This is a genomic window from Pseudomonas sp. 910_21 (assembly GCF_052850735.1).
In genome coordinates, this window is record NZ_VXCY01000006.1 from 131,163 (window position 1) to 148,028 (window position 16,866).

16 protein-coding genes are annotated in these 16,866 nt (G+C 62.1%); 9 read left to right on the forward strand and 7 right to left on the reverse strand.

All coding sequences use genetic code 11. The features are described 5' to 3' along the window. Window positions 1–88: 88 nt before the first annotated feature. From FW796_RS20040 to FW796_RS20055, 4 genes are all read right to left on the reverse strand, one after another. Window positions 89–1,318, reverse strand: a complete 1,230-nt coding sequence (locus tag FW796_RS20040; protein ID WP_446439875.1) for a hypothetical protein — start codon at window positions 1,316–1,318, stop codon at window positions 89–91. A gap of 68 nt (window positions 1,319–1,386) precedes the next feature. Continuing rightward, window positions 1,387–1,530, reverse strand: coding sequence for a hypothetical protein (locus FW796_RS20045; RefSeq protein ID WP_185073911.1), 144 nt, complete (start codon window positions 1,528–1,530; stop codon window positions 1,387–1,389). A 47-nt stretch (window positions 1,531–1,577) separates the two neighbouring features. Next, complete coding sequence (locus tag FW796_RS20050) at window positions 1,578–2,390, reverse strand: ubiquinol-cytochrome C chaperone family protein (protein WP_123728234.1); 813 nt, start codon at window positions 2,388–2,390, stop codon at window positions 1,578–1,580. A gap of 23 nt (window positions 2,391–2,413) precedes the next feature. Beyond that, the gene (locus tag FW796_RS20055) at window positions 2,414–3,025 is read right to left on the reverse strand and encodes a helix-turn-helix domain-containing protein (protein ID WP_446439876.1); all 612 of its coding nucleotides are present in this window, start codon (window positions 3,023–3,025) and stop codon (window positions 2,414–2,416) included. A 261-nt stretch (window positions 3,026–3,286) separates the two neighbouring features. Between FW796_RS20055 and FW796_RS20060 the strand changes: the two genes are divergently transcribed. The 6 genes from FW796_RS20060 to FW796_RS20085 all read left to right on the forward strand — a co-directional run bounded on the left by FW796_RS20060 (window position 3,287) and on the right by FW796_RS20085 (window position 12,361). Continuing rightward, window positions 3,287–5,134: an N-6 DNA methylase gene (locus FW796_RS20060; RefSeq protein ID WP_446439877.1), complete on the forward strand. Its 1,848-nt coding sequence runs from the start codon at window positions 3,287–3,289 to the stop codon at window positions 5,132–5,134. After that, entirely contained in the window at window positions 5,131–6,774 is a 1,644-nt protein-coding gene (locus FW796_RS20065; RefSeq protein ID WP_446439878.1) for a restriction endonuclease subunit S, read from the forward strand. Before FW796_RS20060 ends, FW796_RS20065 begins: the two co-directional genes overlap by 4 nt. Further along, on the forward strand, window positions 6,775–8,664 hold the full coding sequence (locus tag FW796_RS20070) for an AAA family ATPase (protein ID WP_446439879.1): 1,890 nt from the start codon (window positions 6,775–6,777) through the stop codon (window positions 8,662–8,664). Beyond that, complete coding sequence (locus FW796_RS20075) at window positions 8,657–9,796, forward strand: HNH endonuclease (protein WP_404939887.1); 1,140 nt, start codon at window positions 8,657–8,659, stop codon at window positions 9,794–9,796. The genes FW796_RS20070 and FW796_RS20075 overlap by 8 nt, the downstream gene beginning before the upstream one ends. A 59-nt stretch (window positions 9,797–9,855) precedes the next feature. Next, complete coding sequence (locus FW796_RS20080) at window positions 9,856–10,236, forward strand: RidA family protein (RefSeq protein WP_232642144.1); 381 nt, start codon at window positions 9,856–9,858, stop codon at window positions 10,234–10,236. Between the two features lie 124 nt (window positions 10,237–10,360). After that, the gene (locus FW796_RS20085) at window positions 10,361–12,361 is read left to right on the forward strand and encodes a peptidase U32 family protein (RefSeq protein WP_404939885.1); all 2,001 of its coding nucleotides are present in this window, start codon (window positions 10,361–10,363) and stop codon (window positions 12,359–12,361) included. A 19-nt stretch (window positions 12,362–12,380) separates the two neighbouring features. On the opposite strand, the gene FW796_RS20090 is transcribed toward FW796_RS20085, so the two are convergent. After that, on the reverse strand, window positions 12,381–13,262 hold the full coding sequence (locus tag FW796_RS20090) for a LysR family transcriptional regulator (protein ID WP_346632954.1): 882 nt from the start codon (window positions 13,260–13,262) through the stop codon (window positions 12,381–12,383). A gap of 179 nt (window positions 13,263–13,441) precedes the next feature. Between FW796_RS20090 and FW796_RS20095 the strand changes: the two genes are divergently transcribed. Both FW796_RS20095 and FW796_RS20100 read left to right on the forward strand, forming a co-directional pair. Continuing rightward, window positions 13,442–14,512: an SDR family oxidoreductase gene (locus FW796_RS20095; protein ID WP_346633062.1), complete on the forward strand. Its 1,071-nt coding sequence runs from the start codon at window positions 13,442–13,444 to the stop codon at window positions 14,510–14,512. A 17-nt stretch (window positions 14,513–14,529) separates the two neighbouring features. Further along, the gene (locus tag FW796_RS20100; RefSeq protein WP_446439974.1) at window positions 14,530–15,072 is read left to right on the forward strand and encodes a histidine phosphatase family protein; all 543 of its coding nucleotides are present in this window, start codon (window positions 14,530–14,532) and stop codon (window positions 15,070–15,072) included. A 27-nt stretch (window positions 15,073–15,099) separates the two neighbouring features. On the opposite strand, the gene FW796_RS20105 is transcribed toward FW796_RS20100, so the two are convergent. Next, window positions 15,100–15,621 carry a hypothetical protein gene (locus FW796_RS20105; protein ID WP_346633060.1) on the reverse strand — a complete coding sequence of 174 codons (522 nt, stop codon included), beginning with the start codon at window positions 15,619–15,621 and terminating at the stop codon, window positions 15,100–15,102. 53 nt (window positions 15,622–15,674) lie between these two features. Next, window positions 15,675–15,896 carry a PLDc N-terminal domain-containing protein gene (locus FW796_RS20110; RefSeq protein WP_346632953.1) on the reverse strand — a complete coding sequence of 74 codons (222 nt, stop codon included), beginning with the start codon at window positions 15,894–15,896 and terminating at the stop codon, window positions 15,675–15,677. A 255-nt stretch (window positions 15,897–16,151) separates the two neighbouring features. Between FW796_RS20110 and FW796_RS20115 the strand changes: the two genes are divergently transcribed. Beyond that, window positions 16,152–16,859: a peptidoglycan DD-metalloendopeptidase family protein gene (locus FW796_RS20115; RefSeq protein ID WP_446439880.1), complete on the forward strand. Its 708-nt coding sequence runs from the start codon at window positions 16,152–16,154 to the stop codon at window positions 16,857–16,859. Window positions 16,860–16,866: the final 7 nt, after the last annotated feature.

A 16,866-nucleotide genomic window follows, 5' to 3' on the forward strand; every position in this document is an offset into this window, starting at 1 on the left:
GTTGACTCGTTCCAATGGTTTGCAAATACCTGGCCCCAGGATCACGCAGATCCTGTGAGCAGGTCGTCAAGGGTCTTGCCGATGCCGGTCAGTACTGGAGATTGATCTGCAGTTGCTGAATCTGTACCGAGCGTGGATGGATGATGTGGGTCAGCACCCTGCCCTCGCGCACGCTGGCCATTTCCGGGAAGTCCGCATAGCGGTCGTTGCTGATGACGTAGGCGCTCTCGTCGAATTCGGCGGCCGCCAGAATGGCTTCGTCGGCCTTGGCCTTGTCGTTCATCACCACCACGGTGGCGTTGGGAAAGGCCGCTTGCAGGGCGCCGTCGTCCATCTTCAACTGCTGGCGGATACCTGGATCGAACACCAGGGTCACTTTGTAAGTGGCGCACAGGTGGCTCACCAGCGCCTTGAGTGCCACAAGGCCGATAAAGCGCCGTTGGCCGTTCTCCATAGGTGCGTAACACAGGTTGTTGCCGTCGACGATCAGCGTGCCGATCTCGTTCTGCAGAAGACGGACCACGTCCCGCAGGCGCAGCTGCAGTTTGTCGGCATCCTGGGTCACCTTGCGCTGCTCGTACTTGAGGTCTTTGAGGAGGCTGCGCGGGCTGCTGTTACCCGAGCCAAAGTGCCGGGCGCAGGCTTCGTGGATCTGCGCGCGCTCCCGAGCGCTCTGGGCCTGATTCAAGGCCTCATAGAATGCGTCGGCCTCGGCAATGTCCCGTTCGAGGCGTTCCAGAGTGCTCTTGGCCCTCTGCCATTCGCGGGAAACCTGGCCGGCGGCGGCCTCCCAGCGCTCGCTGGCTTTGCGGGTCTGCTCGATGGTGAGCTTCAGTTGCCCCTGCTCATCGCGCAGTTGGGCCATCAATGCCTGGGCTTCCAGGGGGTCGAAGCTGCGGTAGCGCTTGAGGTCCTGCTCCAGACGCTGCTCCTGCGCACCGTGCTCGACGAGCTCGGCGCGAACGTCGATCAGGTTGCGTTGCAGCGCCTTGATCCGCACCGTCAACGTCTCCACCAGCCGTTTGGCGACACTGCGCTCGGTGGAGAACCAGTGGCCAGGATTGAATCCGGCGGCGGCCTGCTCCTGGGCACTGTCCAATTGGGTTTGATTGGACTTGAGCAGTTGCTCGAGTTGCCCCTGGCGCTCCCGGGAGGCCTGCATCTCGCGCTTCAACTGGGCCAGGCTGGAGTGGCTCTGGGCACTGTCAAAGTCGTTCAACCAGTCCAGCTTGTCCTGGGTGCGCTGCATGCTCGAGGCAATGCGCTCGGCCTCGGTGTTGAGGAATACAAGTCGGGTCGCGTGGTCGTTGGTATACACGGTATCTGATCCTTATTTCACTCAATACGCCCAACGCAGACGGTCGAGCCTTTCAATGGATACAGGGCTCAACAGGCACTGTGCGCCGAGCGCCGGCCAGCGGCGTAGAAGGCCTTGGCCCCTAGGTAAATAGCGCCAGCCGCTGCCGCGCCCGCGGCGAAACAGATGACATTGACCAGCAGGAATTCGAGGGGCGAAATCGTAGGATTCATGGCGAACTCTTCCTTTATCGATGGCGTGGTAGACCAGGGCCGTGCGCTTATCCCGGGTTCAGCCGGGCACCGCAACGGCCACAGAAATTGCTGCCTGGGGTGATCGGCGCGTAACAACCGGGACAGGTGCTCTTGAGCAGCATTTTCTGGCGCATGTGGCCGATCTGAATCACACAGGGCACCGTCACCCGGTAAGCCGGGCTGGCCAGATCGAACGCGGTCCAGATGCCGGTGATGGCCCAGCCCACTGGCCCGGCGAGCACTGCAAGGCCCCGGCCCAGAGCGGTCGAGCCGGCCGCAAAAGCCACGCCCTTGCCCACCAGGCTGCTCAGGGTCGCGCTCGCCACCAGGGCGGCCACGTTGTAGGAACCCAGCCCCGAGGCGCTCAGGGTGGCAATCAGGGTCGCCAGGGCTCCAGGGCCCATGCCCGGACGGTAAGTGGTACCCATGGATTCAAAAAAGGTCGCCTTGTCCTCTTCGCTCATCCGGCCGATGGACTGTTCAAGCACCTTGCCGATGATGGTCATTTCCATCTGGGCGCAGGTGTCCGTGTCGTTCTTCGAGGCTTTTACATGACTGGCGACGTCGCTCAACAGCTCCCGGTACGGCACCCCGCTCCCACCCCGGAGGATGTTCATCATCGAGTTGCCGCCAAAGCGGGTCAGTTCTTCGGCCACCATGGCCCGCGCCAGCTCATTGAGCTCGCTGTCCTTGGCCGCCGTCAGTTGGCGACACACAGAGGACGACAGAGAGATACGACCCTTGCCGTTGTCGGTGATTACATCGATCAGCAACCTGACATCGTCGGCGGCGGCGCTCATCAGGACATCGGCAAGATCGGGGTCGTGGATGATGGGCATGCTGCGACTCCTCTTAAAAAAGTTTATTGGTCGTTGCTGGGGTTATGTGGGGTCGCTCGGCTCACCAGCGCACCGGCGATGGCGGTCAGCATGACCCGAGTCCGCGGGGCACGAGTCTGGCGCAGCATCAACGCATCGAACTTGAGACAGCTGCGCCGCCGCCATTCATCCCTGGCGTTGACCCGGCTGACCTCGGGCGATGCGCCCACTCCAATGGGCCGCGCATCCGGATGGACCTTGCATTCACGCAACACCTTCTCCACCGGATTTCTCGCCTCCAGGCGCTCCTCGCGCAGCAGTTTGTCGGCCGCTGCCAGGTAATCGCCGCTGTCGCCGATGGCCGCCGCCAACTGCTCCCAATCTTCCGGGCGCATGAGCAGGAAAGCCGGCGGCACACCCAGGGCATCGGCCAGGCGGCTGATGGTGCTCAGATCCGGATTGGCCTCGGCCGACTTGAGTGCGCGCAGGGTGCTGCGGGCGATCCCTGTCCTGCGCTGCATGCGCACCGCTGAAAAAGCACCCGGTGCGCGGTTGTCCCGGGCTTCACCGGCCACCGCCAGTACCGCGCTGAGGTTGTCGCTGAAGCATTGCCCCAGGGTCCTGGGCAGAGGCTGCGCTGATGCGTTGGTATCCATGGCTGTCGTCCTGCAACTTGATGGACGCACAATATCCGCAGCAGTGGCTAATGGATATCAAACTTGGAGCCTATACACTCCATTTGCTTAAGAATATGGAGCGTATGCACTCCATAAATGGCCGAAATGCTGGAAAACACGGCCTCTGGCGCCGATCTGCGGGCGCACTGCACGATAGCCCTGTGCTGTTATCGCACCGCAGCAAACCCCCTATACTTGCCACCTTTTCGCTGCCTCCGACCTCAATCGCAAAGGATTACGATGCTTCCTGCTGATATCCGGAAAAAAGTTGCCTCACTCTGGGACCTGGTTTCTGGCGCCGGGTTGGCCGCCTCGCCCTACGTGGCACTGGAACAGATTGCCTGCCTGATATTTCTCAAGCGCCTGGATGGCATGGCCGCTGAGCCGGATGAGGATGGGTTGCCGTCGATCTTCCAGTTGCTCATGCCTGATGATGAGAACTTGTTCGACGAGCGCCCTTCGTTCTGGAACACCTTGCTGCAACACCAGGACCCTGGCAGCTACCTGAATGACCGGTTGTTTCCGTGGCTGCGGGAACTGGAGTTGCTGATCAGTGACTATCATCCATCCCTGGCCAGGCGCTTGAGCTTGAACGGCATGCTGCGCGACGCCTACTTTCAACTTGATCCGAGCAAAAGCCAGGCACTCAGACTTCTGATCAAAGCTATCGATCAGCTGTTCCCTTATCACGGACGCCAGAACAAGGGCCGGTTTTCATCTGGTGAAGTGTTCGAGTACCTGTTCACCGAAGCCTCGGCCAGCAGCAGGATTGGCCCACTGGTCACCGCACGGCATATCACCCAGTTCATGGTGGCGCTGCTGGATCCAAAACGCGGACAGCGCATCGTCGACCCCGCAGCCGGCACCGGTGGTTTTCTCATCAGCGCCCTGCACTACATGCTGGCCGATGCGCCCGGGCCAATAGCCCGGAGCAAACGTCTGGAAACTATTGGCGAAGGTCTGGTGGGGGTGGACCTCAGTCACGCCCTGGCACGGATTGGCTGGGTGAACCTGCTGCTGCACGGCATCGAACTGCCGCAGTTCATGCAGGGCAACAGCCTGGTCATGACTGACTTCCAGGGGCCTGCCCAGCCGTTGCTCCGCGAAAGTTTCGACTTCGTGCTCTGTGACCTGCCCTTTGGTGGCCGCATCGATCCGGAGGAAGCCGCAGGTACTCAGTACTTGCCGAGCTACACCCGGGAGGATCAGGTCAATCAGTCCGACAAGATTGATCTGCTGTTTGTCTGGCGTGCACTGAGCCTGTTGAAGGTCGGAGGCAGCGCGGCGCTGATCATTCCCCAGAGCCTGTTGTACGGCAGCTCGAAAGCCGAGGTTGAACTGCGCCGCGAGCTGCTGTCCCGGCATCACGTGGAGGCGGTGATCCTGTTGCCGGGAGAGATTTTCAATCCCTATACCGGCATTGAGGCCGCGATTCTGGTGGTGCGCAAGGTCACCGGGCTCAATGGCGCATCGACTTCATTCAGCAAGGAACCGAAAACCGATGCGGTCTGGTTCTATGAAGTCACCCAGGATGGTTACTCGATGGACCACAAGCGCGATGAGCTGCCCGCTGGCGCAGATAACGACTTGTTCGATGCCCTGGTGCATTTCCGACAGCGTCACAAGGGTGAACATGTGTGGGATGCCGGCAAGGAGCGGTATTTCCGGCCGGACACTTGGCAGGACGCCAGTTGGGCGTCCCTCGATGCGATCCCCAAGCGCGAAGCGACCCAGCTCAAGCAGTGGCAGATTCCGGTACGCCGCTGGCTGAACAAACAGACATGGCGAGCCGCCGATAATCAGGCCCAGGGCTCTCACGATGAATATGGTCAGGTCCGCTCCGACTATGTGGAAAGGATGCAAGGCCGGCTCTATATCATCGACAAATTGCGCCCGGGCCTCCTGGACCCACACTGCATCGAAGGTAACGGTTGGAGCCTGGACCTCGAAGACTACAAGGTCATCGAGCAACCAAAACCCACGGAGGAACGTTCGGCCCTGGAACTGATCGATGAGTTGGAGGCCATAGAAGTCGATGTCCTTGAGCGCCTGCGCCAGTTGCGCAAGCTGATTGGAGAGGTGCAATGAGCTTTCCTCCCTCTTGGAGGGAAGTCGGGCTGCTGGACGTCTGCGAACTCAACCCCCGTGCGCTGCGTCCGGCCCCTGAAGTGCTGGTGAGCTTCTACCCCAGTTCGGCACTCGGCGATCTGGACGGACAGAGCCCGACCGCCAATATCCGCCCCTATGGCGAAACATCTTCACAGGGCGCGCTGTTTCAGGAGGGGGATGTACTGATCGCCACCCGTGGGCGGGATGTCATGCAAGCCAGGATCATGTCGGGGCTGACCACCGAATTCGGGGTTGCCCAGCACTTTCTCGCCTTGCGTCCGGGCCCTCAGGTGCTTCCGGCCTTTTTGCTGCATTTCATCCAGCAGCCCTGGCTCAAGCAGGCCGCTCTGGATACCAACCGGGGAACTCAAAGCCAGCTGAGCATTCCCCTGAGTTTCTTCCGCAATCTGAGAATGCAGCTGCCGCCCCTCGATGAGCAGGCCTACCTTGTCGACCTCTTGCAGCAAGCCTCGTTGAGGCCTTACGAGGAAGCGCTGCATAAAGCCGCTCACCTGTCCGATGCCCTGGCATTGGAGCTGCTGGTTTCCGGGGTCAAGGCCCAGGCCTGGCCCCGGGTCACCATGTCGTCCATTTGCAAGTTCAGGCCACCAAGGCACAGTCCCAGGGAGAGCCGCAGGCCGGCAAGAGTCCTTCTCTTCACCCCCGAAAGCATTGATCGGGCAACCGGGCAGGTGCAGCCCGCCAAGGTCAAGTTCGAGACGCTGAGAAAGTCCTGCATCGAAGTCCAGGCCAACGATGTGCTGTTCGCACTGGCCGAGGGTTTTGGCGAAAGTGGCAGCGCCTTCGTTGTCCCCAAGGAGAAATCAGCCACGCCTTTCGCGTCGAGTGCTTTCCAGGTGCTGCGGCCAAACAACAAGGTCCTCCCGGAGTACCTGGCTTGCTTCATGGGGCTGTCCTGGCTCGGTAAACAGGTGCAAAGCATCAGTGATCGCGGAATGGTCTCCCGATCACTCTTCGAGCGCATGGAACTGGCACTCCCGCCCTTGGCGCAGCAGCAGATCATTGTCGACCTGCTGCACAAGGTCCCACGCCAACAGCTGCACGATGCTCTGGAGAAGGCTCGGATGCTGGCAGCAGCCATGCTGACCGAGGCCTTCTCCGCAAGTCTTTCCCGCAAGTGGCGCAGCCAAACACGATCCACGCAAAACCCTGCTCCACACCGAGTCGAGCAAACCCCGCGCCTGGCTCCTCGCCCGGTGCTGGGGTGGGCAACACCCGCACAACGCACCGCGCGTGCACGGGTCGCTGCGCAGTTGTCGGTCTTTCAGGCGCGGGTCTGGGAGGCCTTGAGCAACTTGCCGTTCGCGCTGTTGATCGATGACCAGGATGCCGTCGACGCCTTCTGCCGCCATCCGCTGTTTAACCAGGAAACCCCGATCTCCGAGGTGTCCCTGCGCCGCGCCCTGGAGCAGATCACGGCCCTGGGGCTGATCCGCAAAGTCGGCATTCCCGGTGCCGGGGGCCACGGTGATGGCCGCTTCATGACCGCCTTCAGGGCCTGTCGACTCAACGCGTCGGGCCACGCCGAGGAAGACAACCGGGGAAGTGATCTGAAGCGTTTCACTGACAACCGTGCAAGCTCGGACAAGGGGCAATAAATGCGTTTGCGTTATTTGAGTCTGAACCTCTATGCACCCCTGAGCGACCTCAAGGTGAGCTTCGCCCAGGATGCCCCCTGGGACGCCTTTATCCAGGACAAGGCAGCGCCCTGTGCCATCCATTTTGTGGTGGGCCTCAACGGCAGCGGCAAGAGCCACCTGCTGCGCGCCATCGCCTCGATCTTTATCTCCCTGGCCGATGGCAAGCTGCCGGGGTTTGCCTTCACTCTGGTCTATGAACTGGGCGCCGCAGCCAGCGGCAACCTGCGCACGGTGATCTTCAAGAGCGCAGGCTCCAATGCGTCCACCAGCCTGTGGCTGGCGCAGGACGCGCCCTTTGCTAAAAGCACCGACGGCAAGGCGTTCGAAGCGGCCATCCAGCGATTGGGCACGGAGCCGACCGCCCCGGAGCAACCACTGCCATTCATTGCCCGGGTCAGGGAAGGCAGCTACCCGCAGGCGGTGACGGACCTGCTGCCAAGGGTGCTGGCCTACACCTCCGGCTCATGGAGGGCCTGGCAGGATATCTGGCGTCCCCCCCTTGAGCAGTCGAGCAGCGCTTCGCGCTTCAAGGATGATGAGGACTACCCCTTCGAGCTGGAGCGTCCCGTAGGCTGGACTCACCATGACGAAGCATCGCTGGATGCCAGTGAGCCGGGCCCTCGGGAGCCCAGTCCCCTGCCCCACAGCACCGACGATGCCAGCGACCAGCTCAACCGCCCCATCCTGCTCAGCGACGGTCGCCCGGATGCAGCCTTGCTGGCCGTGGTCCTGCAGGACCTGATGCAGCAACGCAAGCCGCAACAGAATGATCGGGGGCTAGCCGGCCTGTTCGAAAAGGCCGGCTGGCATCGATTGGTCAGTGTACGTTTGTGCCTGGACCTGGAGCGGGCCCTGGCTGCCCCCCGGGCCTTGCAGAACAAAATGCATGACCTGATGCTGGTGGCCGGCGAGGTGCTGAACCAATCCGACCCCGCCAATCGCCTGCGGGTGCTGCACTTTGATGTGGGTGCCCCACTACCGGCTCTGGGCAAAAACCAGTACCTGAACCCGCAACTGCAGCAGGCAACGACTCAGGAACAGGCCCTGACCCTGATGCTGGGCGAAGCCGGCCAGAGTGCCTTCAGTCGCTTCAACGAACTGTCGCGCTGGCTGGCTGTAGGCCTGATCGACGGCATCGAAATGTCACTGCGGCGCAACGAAAAACCCGAGGACGAGTTCGCCAGCGACAGCGGGGTCATGAGCTACGCCGACCTTTCCGATGGCGAACAGATGGTGTTGCGGCGCTGGGCGCTGTTCCACCTGCTGGCGGGCCAGCAGGACGCCCTGCTGCTGCTCGACGAGCCGGAAACCCACTTCAACGACGCCTGGAAACGCGAAATCGTCAGCAATATCGAGCAGGCCATGGGCCAGGACGCCAACAGCGTGCTGATCGCCAGCCATTCGGCCATCGTGCTGTCGGATGTGTTCGATGAAGAAATCATCTTTATCAAGAAGGGAGCGGACGGCAGTTCTTCAGCCAATCAGGTTGGCACCCGCACCTTCGCCACCGATCCCGGGGCGCTGATGATGAATCTGTTTCACACGCAAGACAGCATCGGCAGCCGAGCACAGCAGCGTATCGAGGCCTTTCTCGAGTATGTCAAACAGGTGCAGACCCCCACCGACCAGGACGTGGAACAGCTCAAAGCGGTGATCAATCGGCTGGGCACCGGTTTCTATCGCTCCGAACTACGCACCCGGCTCAACCGCTGGGAAGAGAATCAGGATACTCGGACCATCCATGCTCTGATCGAAAAGGTCGGGGCATCCGACCTGAAAGCGGGTTTGCAGGATCTGATCGACAAACACAAACTCAGCAAATCCAACCCGGATGGTGCCCTTGATTAAGCCCATATCTCCCATCGATTGCTCCAGGGCCTTGAGCGCCTGCCAGGTCCTGATTCAGGAGTTCGCCTTGTGGCTGTGCCGGCCCACCACTGGGGTGACAGATCTGACCCAGGCACAGCTGGAAGCAGAGATGCCCAGTAGAGAAGAAGGCCTGTGGCTCTGGGGCTTTCTGAACAAGAAGCTCAAGGAGCGCAAGCTTCTGGAGCGCGCCGAACATCTGGCTGGACTCGACACCACTCAAAAGGCTCGCTTGCAGGAATGGATTCATGCGACTACCCGGATCGGAGCATATTTTGAGTCGCCACCCATCACCGCGACCATTCCCTTGGAGTACCCCTTTACCGGCGATCCCCAAGGCGATGCCCACAAGAAAAATCTCCAGGACCTGATGGAGGCCTTTTACAACAAGGGGCTGAAGGACGGGCTGCCCTATCTGTCCAACGGCACGCCGACCAGCGACAAGAAGCAGTTACTGAAATATGAAGATTTCCGCGATGAGTTTCTCAAGTTTCATAAGGGCGACAAGCACTCGGACGCCCGGCATGTCTGCGTGATGTGTGGTGGCGAACTGCGCAATATCTCGGTCGATCACTGGATTCCCAAGAGCGCCTACCCTTTGCTTTCGGTGTGCGCGGAAAACCTGGTGCCCATCTGCGGCGAGTGCAACGGGCCGCAGAACAAGGCTGCACGCGCGGTGCACAGCGCTGGCTCGTTCCAGGAGTGGTTCCACCCCTACAAGCGCAACCCTGCCGGAACCTTGAAGCTGGAATTCGATGACGACAAACTTGGCATCACCCTCAGCAGCACTCGCACCGCCGACACTCAAAGGGTGGCCAACCTGAACACCCTCCTGAACCTCGAAGATCGCTGGACCCGAGAGCTCAAGGGCGAGAACCGCAAGCTGTACAAATCCATCCTGACCCGGCAGCGAAAAAACGATGTCCCAACGCCGCTCCAAAGCATCTATCAACAGGTGAAGGACTGGACCGACGGGCTCAGTGAAACCGAACCCAACTATGAAGTGCACCAGGCCTTGGCCAAGGCCCTGTGTGACCCTCGGCGAATTGCCGCCTGGAAGCGCGACCTGGACGATGCATTGGTTGAGGACCGTAAAAAGATGCTCGCAACTTGAACTTCAGTCGGCACCCACTCATCCTTGCGAACCTTTTTCCCCTCGAACAAGAGATTCCCATGGCCAACCCAGACCTCGTCTTCACCCCCGACCCGGACGCCGACTCCATCTCCTCCGACGTCGCCGCGTTCAACGGCATCCTGGTCTCGACCCAGATCCCGACCCGCGCCGACGGCAGCCTGGAGCTGGGGGACATCACCCTGCAAAGCGAATGCACCCTGCAGGCACTGAAAGTGGCCCTGGAGCGCGCCGGCAGTTCCATGGACCGGGTCATGCACCTGACCATCTACCTCACCGACATGGCCGACCGCGCGGCATTCAATGCGGTCTACCAGCGTTTCTTCGCCAAGCCCTGGCCGGTACGCGCCGCCGTTGGCGTGGCCGCTCTGGCGGTGGAAGGCATGCGTGTGGAAGTCACGGCGATGGCCGCCAAGGCCTGATCCGTCGACGCTATCCGGTGGCCGCGCACCCGGCGCGGCCGCCACCTGGCAGGACACGGGTGCCGGGCAAGCGTTTCGCCGCTACAATGCGCGCCTTGACCCTGATAAGCCTGATTAAAAAAACATGTCCTTGCCCAAACATCACCTGGAACTGCTCAGCCCCGCCCGCGACGTCGCCATCGCCCGCGAAGCCATCCTGCATGGCGCCGACGCGGTGTACATCGGTGGCCCGAGCTTCGGCGCCCGTCACAACGCCAGCAACGAGGTGGGCGAGATCGCCCAGTTGGTGGAATTCGCCCGCCGCTATCACGCGCGGGTGTTCACCACCCTCAACACCATCCTCCACGACAACGAACTGGAGCCGGCGCGCAAGCTGATCCACCAGTTGTACGACGCCGGTGTCGATGCGTTGATCGTCCAGGACCTGGGAGTGATGGAGCTGGATATTCCGCCCATCGAGCTGCACGCCAGCACCCAGACCGATATCCGCACCCTGGAGCGGGCCAGGTTCCTCGATCAGGCCGGTTTCTCGCAGTTGGTACTGGCCCGTGAACTGAACCTGAAGGAAATCAGCGCCATCGCCGCCGAAACCGACGCGGCCATCGAGTTCTTCATTCACGGCGCCTTGTGCGTGGCCTTTTCCGGCCAGTGCAATATCTCCCACGCCCAGACCGGTCGCAGCGCCAACCGCGGCGACTGCTCCCAGGCCTGCCGCCTGCCCTACACCCTCAAAGACGAGCACGGCGGCGTGATCGCCTACGAGAAGCACCTGCTGTCGATGAAGGACAACAACCAGAGCGCCAACATCCGCGCCCTGGTGGAAGCCGGCGTGCGCTCGTTCAAGATCGAGGGACGCTACAAGGACATGGCCTATGTGAAGAACATCACGGCCTACTACCGTCAGCGCCTGGATGACGTTCTCGAAGACCGTCCGGACCTGGCCCGCGCTTCCAGCGGCCGCACCGCGCACTTCTTCGTCCCCGATCCGGACAAGACCTTCCACCGGGGCAGCACCGATTACTTCGTCAGCGAGCGCAAGATCGACATCGGCGCCTTCGACTCGCCGACCTTCACCGGGCTGCCAGTGGGCACCGTGGAAAAAGTCGGCAAGCGCGACCTGCAAGTGGTGACCTTCGAGCCGCTGTCCAACGGCGACGGCCTCAACCTGCTGGTCAAGCGTGAAGTGGTGGGTTTCCGCGCCAACATCGCCGAAGCCCGCGGCGAATTCGAAGAAGACGGCGAGAAACGCTACCGCTATCGGGTCGAGCCCAACGAGATGCCCGAAGCCCTGCAGCGCCTGCGTCCCAACCATCCGCTGAGCCGCAACCTCGACCACAACTGGCAGCAGGCCCTGACCCGCACTTCCGCCGAGCGGCGCATTGGCCTGTCCTGGCTGGCCCGTCTGCGCGAAGAGCGTCTGGAACTGACCGCCACCAGCGAAGAAGGCATCAGCGCCAGCGTCGCCCTGGACGGTCCGTTCGGCGTGGCCAACAAACCGGAGCAGGCCCTGGGGCAACTGCAGGACCTGCTGGGGCAACTGGGCACCACCCATTACCACGCCACCGACATCAAACTGGATGCGCCCCAGGCATACTTCATCCCCAATTCCCAGCTCAAGGCCCTGCGCCGGGAAGTCATCGAGGCCCTGGACACGGCCCGCGTCGCCGCTCATCCACGGGGCGGGCGCAAGGCCGAAAGCAACCCGCCGCCGGTGTACCCGGAGTCACACCTGTCATTCCTGGCCAACGTCTACAACCAGAAGGCCCGTGACTTCTACCACCGTCACGGCGTGCAACTGATCGATGCCGCGTTCGAGGCCCACGAAGAGCACGGCGACGTACCGGTGATGATCACCAAGCACTGCCTGCGCTTCTCCTTCAACCTGTGCCCCAAGCAGGCCAAGGGCGTGACCGGCGTGCGCACCAAGGTGGCGCCGATGCAACTGGTACACGGTGACGAAGTGCTGACCCTGAAGTTCGACTGCAAGCCCTGCGAGATGCACGTGGTGGGCAAGATCAAGGGCCACATCCTCGACCTGCCGCTGCCGGGCAGCGCCGCCGATTCCGTCGTCGGCCATATCAGCCCCGCAGACCTGCTCAAGACCATCCCTCGCGCGCCACACTGAGTGACGCACCGGCGCAGCCCTAAGGGATTGCGCCGGTTGCTTCAGTCGACAGTGCCTCACCCAGTACCTGCTCCAGAACCGCGAAACAGTGCTTGATGTGAGCCTGCTTCAAGGCTTGAGGCCGGGTTACCAGGTAGATCTCCATCGCTGGAAACGCCATCGACGCAAACAGCTCCACCAGATCGCTCGCCAGAATCCGCGGCATGACCGCAATCCCCATCCCCCGCCGTACCGCCTCGACCTGCGTCGTGAACGAACTGACCCTGATCTGCCGTCCCTCAAGACCAGCGGCCTTGGCCGCGCGCATCTGCGGCAGGTTATCCAGGGGAGGAAGCAGGCCGATGGTGGTGGCCGACGCCGGGGTGATGTCCGGGAACCTGTGCAACAGCTCCGCACTGGCGAACACGCCGTACTCCAGCTTGCCCAATGGCCGATAGATCAGCGAAGGTTCACCCTGATGCGCGGTGCGCACCGCGATGTCCGCCACGCCGCGGGCGAGCTTGTGAAACTCGGCGCTCACCTGCAGCTCCACCGAGCACCCTGGATGAATCGAGGTCACCCGATGAGCCGCCTCAAGCACCCAAGGGGCAAAGCCCTCGCCTGCACTGATCAGGATGCTGCCGCGCAATTGGCCCTGCGACTCTGGGAGGCCCAGCGTGCTCTGGCGCCTCAACCCTTCCTCCGCCGCCAGGGCGACCTCCACCAGTGATTGCCCCCGAGGCGTCAGCCAACAGCCCTCGACACCTCTTTGCAGCAGCGGCTCGCCCAGGGCCGCTTCCAATTGGCTCAAGCGACGGGATACCGTCGAGGCCGCTACCCCCAGAAGCTGCCCGGCCTGCAGAAAACTGCCGCGCCGCCAGACCGCCAGCAACAGGCGCAGATCATCCCAATTCGCTTCCAAAGCCCTACTCCATGCTTGTCGCTTTGCAAATTCGCAAAGCCATTATGCAGGACTCGCTGTTTTTCCGTGGTGCTGGCCAAGGTATATCTAGCGCCCTCGAACCCCATGGAACGGACTGTATGAGCACTGCCCCCGAACACCGCACGCAAGCGGCCACCGATAGCGGCTATCGCCCTGAAATGCACTACACCTTTGTCACCGGAGCCACCGGTCTGCTGGGCAACAATCTGGTACGGGAGCTGCTGGCCCGAGGCTGCAAAGTCAAAGCCCTGGTACGTTCAAGAGCCAAGGGTGAACAACAGTTCGGTGCTCTGCGAGGGTTGGAACTGGTAGTGGGCGACATGGCCGATGTCGACTGGTTCGCCGCCGCGTTGCATGGCTGCGACACGCTGTTTCATACCGCGGCGTTCTTTCGCGACAACTACAAGGGCGGCAGTCACTGGGAACAACTGCAGCGGATCAACGTCCTGGGCACTCAGCGCTTGCTGGAGCGGGCCTACAGTGCCGGTATCCGCCGCTTCATCCACACCTCGTCGATTGCCGTGCTCAAGGGCGAGCCCGGTCATCTGATCGATGAGACTTGCTTGCGCGACCCCGCCGATGCGGACCCCTACTACCGCAGCAAGATTCTCGCCGACCAAGCAGTGCTGGCATTCCTCGAGACCCATCCGCAGATGCAGGCCTGCATGGTGCTGCCCGGTTGGATGTGGGGCCCCGGCGACATCGGGCCAACGTCCTCCGGACAATTGCTCAACGACGTGGTGCTGGGCCGCCTGCCCGGCCTGGTTCCAGGCAGTTTCTCGGTGGTCGACGCCCGCGATGTGGCGCTGGCGCAGATTGCTGCCGCGCGCCAGGGGCGCAGGGGCGAACGCTACCTGGCGGCGGGCCGCCACATGACCATGGCAGAGCTGGTGCCGCTGCTGGGACGTATCGCCGGCGTCAGGACTCCCGTGCGGACGTTGCCAGTACCGTTGCTGTATACCTTGGCGGCGGCGCAGGAACTCTATGCGCGCTTGACCGGCAAGCCGGTGTTGCTGAGCCTGGCCACCGTGCGCCTGATGCGCCAGGAAGCCGGGCGCAGTCGCTTCGACCCGAGCAAGAGCGAACAGGAACTGGACCTGAGCTTCCGCACCCTGGAACGCACCATCAGCGATACCCTGGCCTGGTATCAGGACCACGGCTGGCTGGCCAGGCGAGCACCGGCCGCCCACTCATCGAACCGCACCGAGCAGGACGCAACCAGACCTTGAACAGAACCATCATCCTCATGCGTCACGGTCCACCCGAAGGCATAACGACCGAGCGGGTTTCAGCACTCGACATGCAGGGCTGGATACAGGACTACGATCGTTCGGCAATCACCGCGCACCCTGCTCCGCCATCCAGTCTGCAACTGGCCGCCAGCGCAGCGGTGATTGTCTCCAGCAGCGCTCCTCGAGCGCTGGCCTCCGTCCGGGCCCTGGGGCTGGAACCGACCCTGGTGGACCCGCTGTTCTGCGAGGCGCAACTGCCTTATGGTCCTTGGCGACAACCACGCCTGTCGCCTATTGCCTGGGCGTCCATTCTTCGAGTCCTGTGGCTGTGCGGTTACTCCAGGCACGTCGAAACCGCCACTACGGCTCGGAGTCGGGCGGCAGCCGCCGCGCTGCAACTTCAATCCCTGACCCAGGACGGCTCAGTGCTGTTGCTCGGCCATGGCTGGATGAATCGCCTGATTGGCAAACAGCTGGCTGGCGCTGGTTGGCGTCGACAAGAACGCACCGGCAGCCGCTATTGGAGTGCGACGGTTTATCGGCGTGATGGTGTCTGAGGGGGGCGGCCCTTGGTCCTGCCTCCTTCAGGCTCCCGGATTGGTCACCTGGATATACACCGCCCAGCTCCCCAACAGCAGCCAGAACACCGCGAACAACCAGGGTGAACGCATGGAAAACAGCAACGACTTGCGATAGCCCTTGTGGCTGGATTCGCTCTCGCAGAACAGTGGCGACTCGTCGTAGGCCAGGCCCATCAGCGGCTCGCTGTGCAGCAGGTGGCTCTGCTTGAAGTGCCAGTGATCAATGATCTCGTACGCGGCCCTGATCCCCGGCCAGGCATTGAGGGAACTGAGGATTCCCAGCAACGCCAGAAACGGCGGCACCGACAGGGTAAAGAGTTTGCCCCACTCCGGATTGAGGTTGGCCATGCAGGACGCGAAGGCGATCACCAGAAAGGCCTGAGCCGTCAGGTACGCGTCGGTGCGGTTGGCCAGGATGGTGGTTTCGTACTGGATTTCCCGGCGGTAGAAGTCCAGGCGCTCCTTGGGTGAGCCGAACATCTTGGCGTTGTGCTCGCTGAGTTCGGCTTCATCCACCTGGGACATGAGGATTCTGGGCACGGCGCGGTCTTCCTGGCTTATGCAATGAACGCTGCGTCTCAACTTTTGCCAACATGCGACGCCGAGGCGTCACGGCTCAGCTCCTTGGGGCCGATGCACAGCCAGAGCAGCAGCCCCAGCAAGGGTACAAAGATGATCACGACGATCCACAGCCCCTTGTTTTCGGCCCGCGCACCGCTTCTGAGCAAACGCTTGATGGCCCAGAGTTCAGCCAGCAGCACCATCACTGCCAGAGTGATCCAGATGTATTCGATATGCATGGAGTTCCTCCCGGTCTGAACTGCCTTAGGTCGGCGGCGGGAGCGAGGGTTCATTAAGTTTGCACGGTCGCAGCCCCCGGGCAGGGAAACGACGGACAAGAACCTGCGCGCAGTGACATCCTGATTGAATTTAACGCTGCATGTTGCGGTCTATAGCGCGCCTCTCAAGCCGCAAACAGGTATAGTTGCCGGCTTGCCTGGCGCGTCGCGGGCAGCTCGAGCTGCAGGGCTTTATCAGGACTTAATGGTTGCCGTGTGTTGGTAAGACTTCTATTGATTGCACTACTGCTGGCGGTGTCGGCCTGCAGCTCCAATTCCTCCAGCCCTGGCGGCACCGCGCCCCTCAAGGCCGGTGAATATCGGGTCAAGCGTGGTGACACGCTGTATTCGATCGCCAGCCGCAACGGCACCAACTGGAAGGAAGTGGCGCGGCTCAACGGCCTCAAGGCGCCCTATACCGTGGAAGTCGGCCAGGTGCTGCGGGTCGGCGGCGCGGCCAAGAGCACCCGGGTGGTCAGCAGCAAGTCGCGCAGCACCGCCAGCAAGAGCAAGGGCAAGGCCGCCCCGCCTGCCCCGCCGATGCCCAAGGTCACCTTGCAAGGCTGGAGCTGGCCACTGCGCGGGGTGCTGATCGGTCGTTTCTCCCCCACCGGCAAGCTCAACCAGGGCATCCGCATCGCCACTACCCAAGGCCAGCCGATCCACGCCACCCTGGGCGGCAAGGTAGCGTTCGCCGGCTACATGCGCGGCTACGGCAACCTGATGATCCTCCAGCACGGTCCCTCCTACACCAGCACCTACGCCTACAACAGCCGCCTGCTGGTCAAGGAAGGCCAGATGGTGATCAAGGGCCAGAAGATTGCCGAGGCCGGGTCCCAGGACACCGACCGCGCCCAGTTGTATTTCGAGATCCGCGCCAATGGCGTACCGGTGGACCCGTTGCGGTTGCTGCCGCCGGGTTGAGTCGAGG

Coding starts and splice junctions, on each gene's coding strand:
- FW796_RS20045 (WP_185073911.1), bottom strand. CDS start 1,530: ATGAATCCTACGATTTCGCCCCTCGAATTCCTGCTGGTCAATGTCATC.
- FW796_RS20050 (WP_123728234.1), bottom strand. CDS start 2,390: ATGCCCATCATCCACGACCCCGATCTTGCCGATGTCCTGATGAGCGCC.
- FW796_RS20055 (WP_446439876.1), bottom strand. CDS start 3,025: ATGGATACCAACGCATCAGCGCAGCCTCTGCCCAGGACCCTGGGGCAA.
- FW796_RS20060 (WP_446439877.1), top strand. CDS start 3,287: ATGCTTCCTGCTGATATCCGGAAAAAAGTTGCCTCACTCTGGGACCTG.
- FW796_RS20065 (WP_446439878.1), top strand. CDS start 5,131: ATGAGCTTTCCTCCCTCTTGGAGGGAAGTCGGGCTGCTGGACGTCTGC.
- FW796_RS20070 (WP_446439879.1), top strand. CDS start 6,775: ATGCGTTTGCGTTATTTGAGTCTGAACCTCTATGCACCCCTGAGCGAC.
- FW796_RS20080 (WP_232642144.1), top strand. CDS start 9,856: ATGGCCAACCCAGACCTCGTCTTCACCCCCGACCCGGACGCCGACTCC.
- FW796_RS20085 (WP_404939885.1), top strand. CDS start 10,361: ATGTCCTTGCCCAAACATCACCTGGAACTGCTCAGCCCCGCCCGCGAC.
- FW796_RS20095 (WP_346633062.1), top strand. CDS start 13,442: ATGCACTACACCTTTGTCACCGGAGCCACCGGTCTGCTGGGCAACAAT.
- FW796_RS20100 (WP_446439974.1), top strand. CDS start 14,530: ATGCGTCACGGTCCACCCGAAGGCATAACGACCGAGCGGGTTTCAGCA.
- FW796_RS20105 (WP_346633060.1), bottom strand. CDS start 15,621: ATGTCCCAGGTGGATGAAGCCGAACTCAGCGAGCACAACGCCAAGATG.
- FW796_RS20110 (WP_346632953.1), bottom strand. CDS start 15,896: ATGCATATCGAATACATCTGGATCACTCTGGCAGTGATGGTGCTGCTG.